We start from the raw sequence: 13,838 nt of genomic DNA on the forward strand, positions 1-13,838 counted from the left end.
TACTCAGAGACTGTTCGCGAGCAGTGCGTAGGCGGCGGCGGTCCGCTGGTCGGCGTCGGCGCGATCATTGCTGTTCACCACCGCGACATAGCGTTTATAGGAGACGTAGCAGCGGAACTTCGGTTCGTGCTGCAGATCGCCGGTGCTGTTGAGCTGCAGGCATTTCGCGCCGGGCACATCCTTGGTCGCGTCGGTCGGATCGAATTCCGATCCGGCGGCCGAGATCAGCCCGGTGATCAACCGGGTGGCCGCGTCCGCGTCGCGCACCCGCAGCACCGAATTGTTGTCACCGACCGACAGCGCGTCCATTCCGGTGTCGTCGACCAGGCGCTGGCGGGCGGTCTCGTCGGCGGCTATCTGCACGAAGGCGGGCGAGGCGTAGACGCCGAAGCGTTCCGGATCGGGTCTGCGGTCGGCGCGATCGCGGACCAGGGTGCGGGCCAGCATGCCGTCGGGATCCACCGGCAGCGCGTCGAGGCGATCGTTCGGCGTCGGTGTGAACCGGTCCAGCGCGGGCACCTGGGCGTCGAGGGTTTTCTGCACCCAGGCCAGCAGGTCCTGATCCTCGGGCCGCGGGCGCTCGATGAACAGCGAGATGACGAATTCCTTGTAGGCCATGAACGTTCCGATATTCGCCACGCCCGGCCGGTAGTGGATGAAGGCGTCCGGATACTTCGGCAGCGTCAGTTTGCGATTCAGATCGGGGGCGACGCCGAAGTCGACATCCTCGAGTTCGCGCGAGGCCTGGCGCGCGGTGTCGGCATCGGCGAAGCGCATGACCACATTGGTGACCGTGGTCGCGCCCGGGCCCGGCCCGGATCCGCCCGGCGGCGTGGGGCGATCGGCCCCGGCCGCGACGTAGGCGGTGATCATATTGCGGTGGTCGAGTACCGGTTTGGACACTCCGGCCAGGTAGTGGCTGGTGGCGTCGAGGCTGTCGGCGATCACCCGGCCCTGTTCGCCCACCGACAGCGACGGATCGATGCGCACTGTCGGCACCACGGCCTGGGACATTCGCATGCCCTCGAGCAACGCGCCCTTACCGCCGGAGTTCTGGTCGTAGTGGTGGCGATCGACCGGATACGGTCCGACATTCAAATGGCGGACGTCGATTTCACCGGCGGTCGGGGTGCCCTGGACGCCACATCCGGTCAGTAATCCGGTCGCGATCAGGCATGCGACGACCGATGCTGTGCGCTTGCTGCGGTCCATGGACCAGTCCCCATCCTCAGGTGCCTCTGTCACAAATTACCGGACGGATGGCCGGTCAGGGGCCGCCGAACAGTGATTGGCATAACCTGTTCGTGTGGTGAGGACCGCGAAGCCGTACCCCTGGAGCCGATTCCGTTGATGGATCGGCAGGTCGAGGTCGTCGCGGGCAATCATGTCGCGGTGCGGGTCGCGGGAGCGCTGATCCTGGTGGCCCATCGTCAACCGGGCCCGGTGAATTCACAGGCGCCCGCGATGCGGGTGGCCGAGGTGTTGGCGCAGCTGGTGGCGGAGGCGTCGGAGCAGGCGGAGGGTGGGCCCGGGCGGTTGGTAGCGCGGGCGGCGACACAGTGGCTCATGCGCGATGCGGAGCGATTCTCGCCGCAGCGGCCCGTGGAGTTGGGCATTCTGTCCCCGGCCGACGAGGGTGGGCTGGCGATCTTTCTGCACGGCGGGGTGACCGCGGTGCTGTCGGGTGCGCGGGGTGTCGAGTATCTGCGCGGGGTCGAGGCGGCGTTCACCGTCGATCGAGTGGGCGAAGCACCCGAGCGGCTGGCCGCGCTGTTCGTCGATGACGAGCGCGGGCGGATTCCGGAATTGCCTGTGCGCGGGATCGGTTCGCTGGTCGAGGGTGTGGCCCCGGCCGCCGGGGCGGTGGTGTGGTTCGAGAGTGAGCGATCGCGGGCGAGTCAGCGTCCGGCCGACAGCGGGGGAACGCATCGGCGAACCGAATCGGAGGACAGGCCGGAGCTGCCGACCGAGATGCTGCACGATACGCAGGCCTCGCAGCCGCAGCCGCGCCCCGCGGAACATGTCGGCCCGCGCCCGGGGACCAATCCCGCGCCCGCCCCTGATCCCGAACTCGAGCGACGGCTCGAGGCAACCGCGCGCGCCACCTCGCTGACGGTCAAGGTGCTCGGATTCAAATGCGCCCGAGCCCATCCCAGCGATCCGCGCTCGGCCTTCTGCACGGTCTGCGGTATGCCGGTCGACCAGACCCAGCCGCCCACCGAGGTGATGCGCCCACCACTGGGCCTGCTGCTACTCGACGACGGCATGACCTTCCTGCTCGCTGCCGACGCCGTCCTCGGCCGCGATCCGGAGAGTTCCGAACCGGCCCGCCGCGGCCTGATCCCATTACGCATCGACGACGCCTCCGGCGGAATGTCCCGCGCCCACGCCGAAATCCACCTGGTGAACTGGGATGTGGTCCTGGTCGACCGCGGTTCCACCAACGGCACCCGAGCCCGCCCACCGGGCTATCGAGACTGGATCCGCCTACAACCCAACCAACCTTGGCCTTTGGTCCACGGCGCCGAAATCATGCTCGGCAACCGAGTCCTCCGCTTCGAACCAGCCGCCCCACCACCATTCGGCTGATCCCACCACTCGCTGCGCTCGTGGTGGGAAAAGAGAGACAAGCCCGTGGGAAGAAGAGGTGGAGCTGCGGCGGGAGAGGTGGAGCTGCGGCGGGAGAGGTGGAGCTGCGGTGGAAGAGGTGGAGCTGCGGCGGGAGAGGTGGAGCTGCGGTGGAAGAGGTGGAGCTGCGGCGGGAGAGGTGGAGCTGCGGCGGGAATGGGCGGGTTCAGGAGTAGCGGGCCTCGCAGGTTTGTTGGGTGCCCAGGACGCCTGCGCGGAAGGCGTCTACTCGGGAGAAGCCGCTGGGGACGGTTTTGCCCTCGACGTCGCTGGCGGCCAGGCCGTCGCTGAGTAGGCCGGAGACGGCCTTGTCGAGGTCGCCCGCGGTGAGGGTGAGGTCGCCCGGTTTGAAGACGTGGTTGGGGTCGGCGAGGCGGGCGGAGATCACGCCGGAGAGGCAGGCCGCGCGGAGGCCGGTCTTCGCGCCGGTGAGCAGTTGGCCCGCATTGCCTTGGACGGCAAGGGCGTAGCGGGAGACGAATACCACGTAGGCGTCGTAGTCGCCGCTCACGCGGGTCGGAAAGCCTTCCTTCTCATTGTTGTTCGGCGCGCCGCGCTCGGCGAGCGCGGGGACGTCGGTGCCGATGGTGTTGGTGGCGGGGCAGTAGGTGACGGGGACCGTGTCGGCGCCGTTGCGGCAGTGCAGTTTCGCGCCGTGGTAGTCGTAGGTGGGCTGATGCGGGACCGGCAGGATCGAGGCCATCTGACGGCTGAGCTTGATCAGATTGTCCTTGGTGATGTCGACCTGGCCGCGGTCGCCCGCATCGGTGACGAGCCTGCCGGGCAGATTCTTGCGGCGGCGATCGATATCCTTCATATCGATTGCCTTGCACGCCTTGGGCCCATCGGTGAATCCGATCTGCACCGCGGTCACCCGCTCGAAGGCCGAACCGTGCACCGCCTCCGGATCGCCGGGATCGGCATCGCGAATCGCGACCGTCGCCGCCAGCACTTTGTTCAGCCCCTCGGCGGTGTTGATGGTGAAATGCCGCGCCTTGTTCTCGGCCGTATGCCGGATGAACGCCCCGGCGAAGCAATCGGCCTGCTGCTCCTTGACGATCACCGGATCCTTGGCAGACACGATGCGCGACATGGTCTGAATGGCATGGCCGTACTCGTGGGCCAGCACCATCACCACGGCCATCTTGCCGAAGCTGTCGGCCATCATCGGCAGCAGCACACCGCGATCCCAGCCGATGGTGTTGTCGAGTCGGCAGTACGCGGCGTTGACCAGGTGATAGGTGGTCTCCTTGCAGAACTGCGTCTCCTGCGTGCGCGGCGCCTTGGCCGTCCAGGAGAACAGTTTGGTGACCGGTACGAAATCGCCCTCGAACTCGTTGTGATACTCACCCTGCCAATAGCTTTGGATGTCATCGATGGCGTTGACGGCCAACTTGTCCATCTCGCTGTTGTCGCCGCCGGTGACGGGCAGCCCGGCATCGGGCACGTCGGGCCGTGGTCCGCTCGGCCCGTTGGTGGTGGGCAGTCCGCCCACCTGGAACGGATCGTCGTAGATCGACACCGCCTTGCCGCTGACGGTCATGGTGCACCCGGCGAGCAGCGTGGGCGCCAATGCCAATGCGGCAAGCACGGCGACGATCCGGCTTCTCGCCACCATCGACTCCCCTCCCGGGCCGGTCACGTATCGGTTTCGGACTCCCGACAGGATAATTGCGGGCATCGCCGACCCCCACCCGCGCCCGGACTATCGAATATATTCGCCCACATGTCATCACCGGCGGCGCAGAAGATCACCGTGCGCCATGAGGGAACCGATCGCGTCTTCGACGCCACGCAGCACATCACCATGGGCCGCGCGCCGGAGGTGACCCTGTTCGTGGACAGCCCGCTGGTGTCGCGCGTGCACGCCACACTCGCCTGGCAGGGTAATGCCTGGGTGCTCAGCGACAACGGAAGTACCAACGGCGTGTTCGTGGAGGCGCGACGGTTGTCCCGTCCCGTGCCGATCGACCGACCGACCCTGGTGCGCCTCGGTGACGCGATCACCGGTCCGCTGCTGCACCTGCTGCCCGACGCCGCCCGCCCGAATCAGCCCGCGCCGCATCGCCCCGCGCCGCCGCAGCGCAATCCGAATCCGCCGCAGTCGCGCCCGCACACGCCGCCGAACTCCCGGCCGCAGGCCCCGCTGCAGCCTCCGCCGCCGAGTCGGCCCCCGCAGCGGCCCGCCCCGCAGCCCATGCCGAACTTCAATATGACCGCCAAGGCCGACAGTTCGGCGCTGCCGCCGATGCGGGCGCGCGCCTCCACGGCTCCCATCGCCCGCGCCGACCGCATTCCCTCCGGCGGCCTGACCATCGGCCGCACCAGCGACAACCAGATCGTGGTCAACGATCCGCTGGCCTCGCGTCGCCACGCCCGCCTGGTGAAAAGCGGTGAGGGCCTGGTCATCGAGGATGTCGGTTCGGCCAACGGCACCTTCGTCAACGGCCGGCGCGAACAGCGCACCGCGCTGCGCGAGCGCGATATCGTCACCATCGGCAATGTCGACTTCGTCGTCTCCGACGGCGCGCTGATCCATCGCAAGAAGCCGGTAGCCGAACAGGGCCTGCACGTACACGGCGTCGGCTTCGCGGTCGAGGGCAACAAGCAGCTGCTGGTCGATGTGAACCTCGCCGCCGGGCGCGGCACGCTGACCGCGCTGATCGGCCCGTCCGGTGCGGGCAAGTCGACGCTGTCGAAACTCATTGCGGGAACGACCCATCCGTCGGCCGGTGTGGTCACCTTCGAGGGCCGCAACCTGCACGCCGAATACGAGGCGATGCGCAGCCGAATCGGCATGGTCCCGCAGGACGATGTGCTGCATCGTCAGCTCACCGTGCGCCAGGCGCTGGGTTTCGCCGCCGAACTGCGACTGCCGCCCGACTCCACCAAGGCCGATCGCCAGCAGGTCATCGACGGTGTGCTGAAAGAACTTTCGCTAACCGAACACGCCGACACCCGCGTGGACCGGCTCTCCGGCGGTCAGCGCAAGCGCGCGTCGGTGGCGCTGGAACTGCTCACCGGTCCCGCGCTGCTGCTGCTCGACGAACCCACTTCGGGCCTGGATCCAGCGTTGGACCGCCAGGTCATGACGATGCTGCGCGAGCTGGCCGACGCCGGGCGCACGGTCATCGTGGTCACTCATTCGGTGGCCTGCCTGGACATGTGCGATCAGGTGCTGCTGCTCGCGCCCGGCGGTAAGACCGCGTTCTGCGGACATCCGGCCGCGGTCGGGCATTTTCTCGGAACCAGCGACTGGGCCGAGATCTTCGCCCGGGTGGCCGCCGATCCGGACCGCGCCTTCGCCAACTATCGCTCACGTCAGGCCGCCGCGGTTCCGCCGCCGCCACCGGCCGCGCAGCGCGGGGTGGCCGGGCAGCCGCCGAAATCCAGTGGCTGGAAGCAGTTCTCGACGCTGTCGCGGCGGCAGGTGCGATTGATCCTGGCCGATCGGGGCTATCTGGCGTTCCTGGTGGTGCTGCCGTTCGTCCTCGGCGTGCTGTCGCTGGTGGTGCCGGGTAAGAACGGTTTCGCACCCGGGCCGCTGGTGCCGCTGCCGGACGGGTCGATGGTGCCCAGCGGCGGCGGTGAGACCCAGCAGCTGCTGGTGGTGCTCATTCTCGGGGCGTGCTTCATGGGTTCGACGCTGACCGTGCGCGATCTGGTGGGGGAGCGGCCGATCTTCTATCGCGAGCGCGCGGTGGGTCTACTGCCGTCGGCGTATCTGATGGCCAAGGTCATGGTGTTCGGTACGGCCGCGCTACTGCAGTCGGCGGTGCTGGTGGGCATCGTGCTGGCCGGGAAGAATCCGCCGGGCAAGGGCACGCTGGTGCCCTCGGGCAGTCTGGAGCTCTATTTCGATCTGGCCTTCACCGCGGTGACGTGTGTGGTCATCGGGTTGCTGCTGTCGACGCTGGCGAAATCCAACGAGCAGGTGATGCCGCTGCTGGTAGTCATGATCATGTGCCAGCTGGTGATGGCGGGCGGCATGATCCCGGTAACCGACCGGGTGGTCCTCGAGCAGCTTTCCTATCTGTTCCCCTCGCGCTGGGGATTTGCCGCGGGCGCGTCGACGGTGGATCTGCGTGGCCTGTTCGCCGGTGCGCAGCCGGATGCGCTGTGGCAGCACAAAACGGTGTTCTGGCTGCTGGATATCGCGATGTTGCTGGTGCTGACCGCGATTCTGTCGACGCTGACGTGGTGGCGACTCCGACTGAAAAAGAGCACATCGTGAGAAGACAGGCTGCTGCCCCATCGCGCGTGTCTCGCGAATGGCAGGCACACTAGTGCGTGTGACGGCTCGAATTGGGGCAGTGCATCTCGGCTGGGATGTGGTGTCCGTGGCCGCCGGCGGCGGTGGGACACCGATTCGCCCGGTCCAGGTGGAAGGGACATACACGCCGCCGGCGTATCTGCTGGCGGATTCGTCGGGTCGGTTGCACACCTCCGGTGCGGAGCGGCAGCGTCCCGACCTGGGCATCGCCATCTCCGATATTCGCGATGTGCTGGGCCACCACCAGATCCGGATCGCGGGTGCGACCTGGCCGGTGGAGTTGGTGTTCCGGGCCCGGCTCTACAACCCGCTGGCCGCGGTCGGCAAATATCTGCGCGGCAAGCCCGATGTGGTGGCGCTGCCCTATCCCGACGACTGGCCGGACGAGAAGGTCGACGAATACTGCCGTCTGGTCGAACTGCTCGATGTGGTCACCGAACCGTTGCCGGAGTCGGTGGCGCTGTCCGGATATGTGCGCGCACTCGGCCTCGTGCATCCGCCGGAACCGGGTCGCCGCCCGATCGGCGCGACCGGGGTCTACTCCGACGGCCGAATGTGCCTGGTGGTTGCCGTACACGGTGACGACGAGCAGCCGACCGAATCGGTGGGCGTACCGATCGCGGCCGACGCCATGCGCGAGGCGCAGTCGGCCGACAATGTGGTGATCGAGGTCATGGCCGCGGCCCGCTCGATCGGCGCGGACACCTCGACCGTGCTGCTGACCGGCAATGTCTGTTTCAACGACGCGTTACGCCTGGCCTTCCAGAACCATCTGGGCCATCGCCTACGCGTGGCCGACCATCCGATGCACGCTCTGGTCCTGGGCGCGTCGCATCTGCTGGCCACCGACAGCGAATACGGCGACGAGCAATATCCGCCGGGGCCGCCGCCCACTTCCGGCCCGCGCGGGCCACAGGGAAATCCTGGCTCGCAGGGTGGTCTTGGTGCGCAGGGCGGTTCCGGTGCGCAGGGTGGTCCTGGTTCGCCGGGCAACCCTGGTGCGCAGAACAGTGCTGGTGCGCAGGGCAACCCCGGTTCGCAGAACAGCCCTGGCCTGCGGAACAACCCCGGCCCGCAGGGGCTGGGCGGGTCCCCGGCCAATCCTGTTCCCGGGCAATCGGGTTCGGCCGCGGCGGGTGGTTCGGGGGCTCCGGCCTCGCAGGGCAATACCGGATCACAGCGACTGGCGGGCCCGCCGGACAGCCCGGATTCGGGCCGAGGGGGTGCGGGCTCGCCGGGGAATTCCGGGCCCGGACACGGGGTTTCGGGTTCGTCGGGTGCGCTCGGTTCCGGCCGGGCAGGTTCGGATTCCTCCGGCGCGACGAACTGGACCGCGGGTCCGGGCGCCACGGACAATGGGCGGCACGCCCTTCCGACCACCGGTACTCTGACGCCGACCGATACCGCCGCCCCGGCCGCACCGGCGAAATCCGGACGGCACAGCTGGCGGCCGCCGGAGACGGCCTCGGCGGAGGTGGCCCGGCACGCGGCCGGAGTGCGAGCCGTCGACCAGGGCCCACGGCACATCACCGCCCACGTCCAGCCGCTGCAACGTCAGCCGGAAATGGTCCCGCGCCACACGGATTCACCACCGGTCGAGGGCCGCCACGCCGCCCGCGAGACGACCTATCCCGCACCCGACGACCCGACCACGCGCGTCGCACCCGGCGACCACGTCAGTCGCTTCACCCGCCCGCCGGGCGTCGCCGACGAGGTCACCACAGTCATGGGCCGTCGATCCGACGCCGCCCGGGCCTCCGCCGGATGGACACCCCCCGGCGCGCGTGAGCGCGACGACGAGGAGGACGACCAACGCGAGGGCTCGCTGTGGAACAAGGTGAAGGACAACCTGTTCGGCACCCCGACCATCGTCGGCGCGGTCGCCCTCGCCGCGGTCGCCATTCATTCCGGCGATGATCCGGAACACCACGCCCGCCCCGCCGACGCCGTCGCCTCGATCGACGCCGACACCGGCGCGGCCGACGCGGTCACCTCGGTCGACGCGCGGACGGGCGCGGGGGCCGCCGCCATCCAGCCCGCCTCCCGATTCGACGTGCGCTCGGCGGCCATGTCCTCCGACTTCGGCGTCTGGCCCTCGATCCAGCGGGCCTCGCGCATCCCGCCGACCACCCCGGAATGCGCACTGACCCCCTACACCCGCCCCGGCTCCGGCCCACAGTCCATCGGTGACCACGCCTGCGCCCACCTGGACATCGATAACCTGCGCTATCTCGTGCCCACGCTGCCCGGCATCATCGACACGGGCCCACCGATGCACATCTAGGACCGATTTCGAGGGGCCGGGGGCTCGCTGGTATCGTGAACCGCTGGTGTGCGGTACGTCGCGGTTCTTCCGTGTCGTCGCACGAGCCCCGGGTCTCAACCGGCCGCCGGGATCGCTCGACCGTCCACGCCAGGCCGGCAGCCGAACGACAGACAAGGGATGCACTGTGCCTACGTACAGCCCCAAGGCCGGTGACGTGACCCGCAAGTGGTACGTCATCGACGCCACTGACGTGGTGCTCGGACGCCTTGCCGTGCAGGCAGCGAATCTGCTGCGTGGCAAGAACAAGCCGACCTTCGCACCGAACGTCGATGGTGGCGATTTCGTCATCATCATCAACGCCGACAAGATTGCCGTCTCCGGCAACAAGCGGCAGAACAAGCTCCTGTACACCCACTCCGGTCATCCCGGCGGCCTCAAGTCGCGGTCTGTCGGGCAGCTGCTCGAGACCCGTCCGGAGCGCCTGGTGGAGCGGGCCGTCAAGGGCATGATCCCGAAGAACAAGCTGGGCAACCAGATCGCGGGCAAGCTGAAGGTCTACGCGGGCCCGACGCATCCGCACGCCGCTCAGCAGCCCGTTCCGTTCGAGATCAAGCAGGTGGCCCAGTGACCGCTCCTGAGGAATTCAACAACGAGGAATACACCGTCGAGGACACGGCCGTCGAGGTCGTGGACGAGGGTGCGGGCTACGAGGCCGAGGGTGAGTTCACCTCCTTCTCCGCCGCCCCGGTCGTGATCGACCGTCCGGTGCAGACCGTCGGCCGCCGCAAGGAAGCCGTCGTCCGCGTCCGCCTGGTTCCGGGTTCGGGTCAGTTCGTGCTGAACGGCCGCACCCTGGAGAACTACTTCCCCAACAAGGTGCACCAGCAGCTGGTCAAGTCCCCGCTGGTCACCGTCGAGCGCACCGAGGCCTTCGACGTGCACGCCCGCCTGGTCGGCGGCGGCCCGTCCGGTCAGGCCGGCGCCCTGCGGCTGGCGATCGCCCGCGCGCTGATCGAGGTCACCCCGGACGACCGTCCCGCCCTGAAGCGGGCCGGCTTCCTGACTCGTGACCCGCGTGCGACCGAGCGCAAGAAGTACGGCCTCAAGAAGGCCCGCAAGGCTCCGCAGTACTCGAAGCGCTGATTTCGCGACGGACGGCCGTCCCGTTTTCGGCACCGAGCCGGTGTTCCCCGCATATGCGGGGATGATCCCGGGTACGGTCGTTTCGTCACCTGTACGAGAGCAGGTTTCCCCGCTGATTGTCGGGGACCTGCTCTCGTGCTGTATCGACACCGATTGCAACGCGAGGGCGAGGGAATGGGACGTTTGTTCGGCACCGACGGTGTCCGGGGGCTTGCCAACGAATCGCTGAGTCCCGAACTGGCACTGCATATCTCGGCGGCGGCGGCGGAGGTTCTCAGTCGTGGCAAGCGCCGCGCGGTGGCGGTGGTGGGCCGCGATCCGCGCGCCAGCGGGGAAATGCTCGAGGCCGCGGTGACCGCGGGCCTCACGGCCGGTGGGGTGGACGTGCTCTCGGTGGGTGTTCTCCCGACGCCCGCGGTGGCCTATCTGACGGCCGTCTACGACGCGTGCCTGGGCGTGATGATCTCCGCCTCGCACAATCCCATGCCTGATAACGGCATCAAGATCTTCGCCTCCGGCGGGCACAAACTCGACGACGCCGTCGAGGATCGCATCGAGGAATTGGTGCGGGAGAAGGGCTTCAGCCGTCCCACCGGCGCCGGAATCGGGCGGGTGCTGAGCGTGTCCGGCGTGGACGGCCATGTCGACGCGCACTACAGCCTGGCCGGAACGCACGAACGCTATGTCGAACATCTGGTGGAGGCCACCGGCAGCGACCTGAGCGGGTTGACCGTGGTCGTCGACTGCGCGCACGGCGCGGCCTCCGATGTCGGCCCCGCGGCCTATCGTGAGGCCGGGGCCCGAGTGATCGCCATCAATGCCGAGCCCAACGGGCTCAATATCAACGAACGTTGCGGTTCCACGCATTTGGACCAGGTGCAGCGCGCGGTCCGCGAACACGGCGCCGATCTGGGCCTGGCCCACGACGGTGACGCCGACCGCTGCCTGGCCGTGGACGCCACCGGCGCGATAGTCGACGGTGACGCGATCATGGCCGTACTCGCGCTGGATATGTTCGAATCCGGTGAGCTGGCCCAGAACACGTTGGTGGCGACCGTAATGAGCAATCTCGGCCTGCACATCGCACTGCGGGAGGCGGGAATCACCGTGCGCACCACCGCCGTCGGCGACCGCTACGTCCTCGAGGAGTTACGCCGCGGCGGCTTCACCCTCGGCGGCGAACAGTCCGGCCACGTGGTCTTCCCCCGCTACGGCACCACCGGCGACGGCATCCTCACCGGCCTCAAACTCATGGCCCGCATGGCCCGCACCGGCCGCACCCTGGCCGACCTGGCCGCCATCCTCCAAACCGTCCCCCAGGTCCTGGTCAACGTCCCGGTAACCGACAAATCCGCCGTAGCCGCGGCCCCCGAAATCCGCGACGCGGTAGCCGAAGCCGAACGCATCCTCGGCGACTCCGGCCGAGTCCTCCTCCGCCCCAGCGGCACCGAACAACTGGTCCGAGTAATGGTCGAAGCCACCGACCCCGACCGCGCCCAGTCCCTAGCCGACGACCTGGCCAAACGAGTAGCGGCGCTCTAACTCCCACCCTCGCCCGGCGCTGGCGCGCCGGACAAGGGGAAATGAGGACGGCCGCGCCGAGGCACGTTTCCCACCGCCAGGCTTCCGTCTTCCTCTCGGCGCGCCGGGCTCCTTGTCTCTCGGTGTGCGGGCTCTTTGTGTCTTGGTGTGCCGGGTTCCTTGTGTCTTGGTGTGTGGGCTCTTTGTGTCTTGGTGTGCCGGGTTCCTTGTGTCTTGGTGTGTGGGCTCTTTGTGTCTTGGTGTGCCAGGCTCCTTATCTCTTGGTGTGCCAGGCTTCCTTGCCCTTGGTCGGCCCGGGCTCCCTCTCCTTCGGTAGGCCGAACCCCCTTTACCTTTGGTGGGCCGGGTTCCCTTTTCCCTTGGTGGGCCGGGTTCCCCTCTTTTCCCTTGCCTCGGCGCCCCAGCGCCGAGGCAAGGGACTCCCAGCGCCACGTCCGTGACGCAATCGAGCCCTCGGGATGGAATTTTCGCTGGTAGTCGGTAACACTGGGATGGATCAGGGCGCGGTCGCGCGTACCGCGAAGTATGGTGGACGCTGAATCATGATGCGACAGCGAAAGCTTGGGTTTCCGTGAGGGGGAACAGTGAACACGCTGAAGCTCGATCCGGCGGCCATGGCCGCCTACACCACCATCGCGGATACGGTTTCGGAGCAGTTGGCGTCGGCGGCCGCGGTCGCGGGCGGTGCGGTCAACCCCGGACAGCTGTCCGCCGATCTGGGCCTGATCGGCGCGGAATTCGCGGCCCGGTTCACCGCCGCGGTCTCCGAACACGCCCAGGCGCTCTCGACAGCGAGCCAACTGGTGGCCGCATACGGTGAAGTGCTGCGCACCAATACCGTGACGGCCCAGGGCAGCGACACCGCCGCGGCGGCGGCCATAACTCGAACGGGCGAGGTGACGGCATGAAGCGCGGCAGCATCCTGAAGCGACGTCCCGCCGACGAGACCCGCACGACGACGACCGATCCGAATGTCGATCCGCCGATCGTCGCCACGCTGGTCCGCCCGCTGCTGCAACTGCGCGCCTCACTCGGCAACGGCCGCGTGGCCCCGAGCGACAGCATCGTCGCGGCCCTGTCCAATTCCTCGGCACAGGCGGCCGATACCGAGGCCCCGCATCGCGACGGCGTACACGCCCTCGAATCCACCTGGGCCGGTGCGGGAGCCGATGCCACTGTGCCCGCCCTGCGCACCACCCAGACCCAGATCGGCGATATCTCCGATCGCGGCCCGGCCTATCTGTCGGTGCTGTCGGACGCGCAGGCCACCAGCTCTCGCGCCGCCCGGCAGGTCGATCAGATCATCGCCGATTTCCGACGCGACGCCCGTTCGATTCTCGGCAACGCCACCGCCGCTCCCGATACCGACGCCGTCATCGCCCGCGCGACTCAGGCGCTGCGCGATGCCATTTCATCGGTACAGACCGCGCAGTCCGAAATGGCCGGGCACACCCAGCGGCTCTCGAATATGGGCCCGCTGACCGTTACCCGCCCCGCGGGTCTCACCAGCGACGACGACTGGTCCAGCACTCCGAGTCGATACGGCGACGGGACTTACGGTTCCCCGCTCTACGACCAGCCGCTGTCCGGTTCCCAGACCCCGAACCAGCAGCCGATGGATCCGGCCCAGGCCGCCCAGCTCCAGTTGCAGCAGCAGCTGATTCAAGCCGGTGTGCAGGTCGGCACGGCCGCGATCAATGCCGGGGTCGATATCGGAACCCATCTGATCGATAAGATCTCCGAGGTCGGCACGCACGCCATGGACACCGTCGCGGCCTCGGTCGACAAGGTGGTCGAGACGGCCGTCCCCGAGCTCATCCACCCGGGCTCGACGACCAACGGCACCGGCGGTGACGGCACGAACGGTTCGAAGGTCTTCGATTTCGGCGGCACCAGCCCGCAATCGAGCCCGTCGTCTCCGGGCGCGCCCGGCGTGGTCATCCCGCCCGCGCCCGGTGCGATCATCCCGCCCGCCGCGAACACCGC

At 68.3% G+C, this 13,838-nt stretch carries 10 protein-coding genes; 8 read left to right on the forward strand and 2 right to left on the reverse strand.

Translation table 11 applies throughout. The annotated features are described in order from the left end of the window. Window positions 1–3: 3 nt before the first annotated feature. Entirely contained in the window at window positions 4–1,212 is a 1,209-nt protein-coding gene (locus NP4_RS33570; RefSeq protein WP_068006526.1) for a DUF7373 family lipoprotein, read from the reverse strand. 138 nt (window positions 1,213–1,350) lie between these two features. Between NP4_RS33570 and NP4_RS33575 the strand changes: the two genes are divergently transcribed. After that, window positions 1,351–2,589, forward strand: coding sequence for an FHA domain-containing protein (locus NP4_RS33575; RefSeq protein WP_068006528.1), 1,239 nt, complete (start codon window positions 1,351–1,353; stop codon window positions 2,587–2,589). Window positions 2,590–2,794: 205 nt separating this feature from the next. Here the strand turns inward: NP4_RS33575 and NP4_RS33580 are convergent, their stop codons facing one another. Further along, the gene (locus tag NP4_RS33580) at window positions 2,795–4,246 is read right to left on the reverse strand and encodes a neutral zinc metallopeptidase (RefSeq protein WP_068006530.1); all 1,452 of its coding nucleotides are present in this window, start codon (window positions 4,244–4,246) and stop codon (window positions 2,795–2,797) included. A gap of 108 nt (window positions 4,247–4,354) precedes the next feature. Here NP4_RS33580 and NP4_RS33585 point away from each other — a divergent pair, with 108 nt between their 5' ends. The 7 genes from NP4_RS33585 to NP4_RS33615 form a co-directional block, all read left to right on the forward strand. Continuing rightward, on the forward strand, window positions 4,355–6,862 hold the full coding sequence (locus NP4_RS33585; protein WP_068006532.1) for an FHA domain-containing protein: 2,508 nt from the start codon (window positions 4,355–4,357) through the stop codon (window positions 6,860–6,862). A 58-nt stretch (window positions 6,863–6,920) separates the two neighbouring features. Beyond that, entirely contained in the window at window positions 6,921–9,185 is a 2,265-nt protein-coding gene (locus tag NP4_RS42950; protein WP_245998269.1) for a hypothetical protein, read from the forward strand. Window positions 9,186–9,351: 166 nt separating this feature from the next. Then, window positions 9,352–9,795 (forward strand): 50S ribosomal protein L13, encoded by a 444-nt coding sequence (gene rplM / locus NP4_RS33595; RefSeq protein ID WP_062515219.1) that lies wholly within the window; start codon window positions 9,352–9,354, stop codon window positions 9,793–9,795. Next, a complete protein-coding gene (gene rpsI, locus NP4_RS33600) occupies window positions 9,792–10,310 on the forward strand; it encodes a 30S ribosomal protein S9 (RefSeq protein WP_082876454.1) in 519 nt (172 codons plus the stop codon). The genes rplM and rpsI overlap by 4 nt, the downstream gene beginning before the upstream one ends. 174 nt (window positions 10,311–10,484) lie before the next feature. Beyond that, window positions 10,485–11,852, forward strand: a complete 1,368-nt coding sequence (glmM, locus tag NP4_RS33605) for a phosphoglucosamine mutase (protein ID WP_068006534.1) — start codon at window positions 10,485–10,487, stop codon at window positions 11,850–11,852. A gap of 584 nt (window positions 11,853–12,436) precedes the next feature. After that, window positions 12,437–12,760 (forward strand): hypothetical protein, encoded by a 324-nt coding sequence (locus tag NP4_RS33610; protein ID WP_068006536.1) that lies wholly within the window; start codon window positions 12,437–12,439, stop codon window positions 12,758–12,760. Beyond that, on the forward strand, window positions 12,757–13,838 hold a 1,082-nt coding region (locus tag NP4_RS33615; RefSeq protein WP_068006538.1), incomplete at its 3' end, for a hypothetical protein. The genes NP4_RS33610 and NP4_RS33615, both read left to right, overlap by 4 nt.

This window comes from Nocardia pseudobrasiliensis NBRC 108224 (assembly GCF_001613105.1).
Lineage (GTDB): Bacteria > Actinomycetota > Actinomycetes > Mycobacteriales > Mycobacteriaceae > Nocardia > Nocardia pseudobrasiliensis.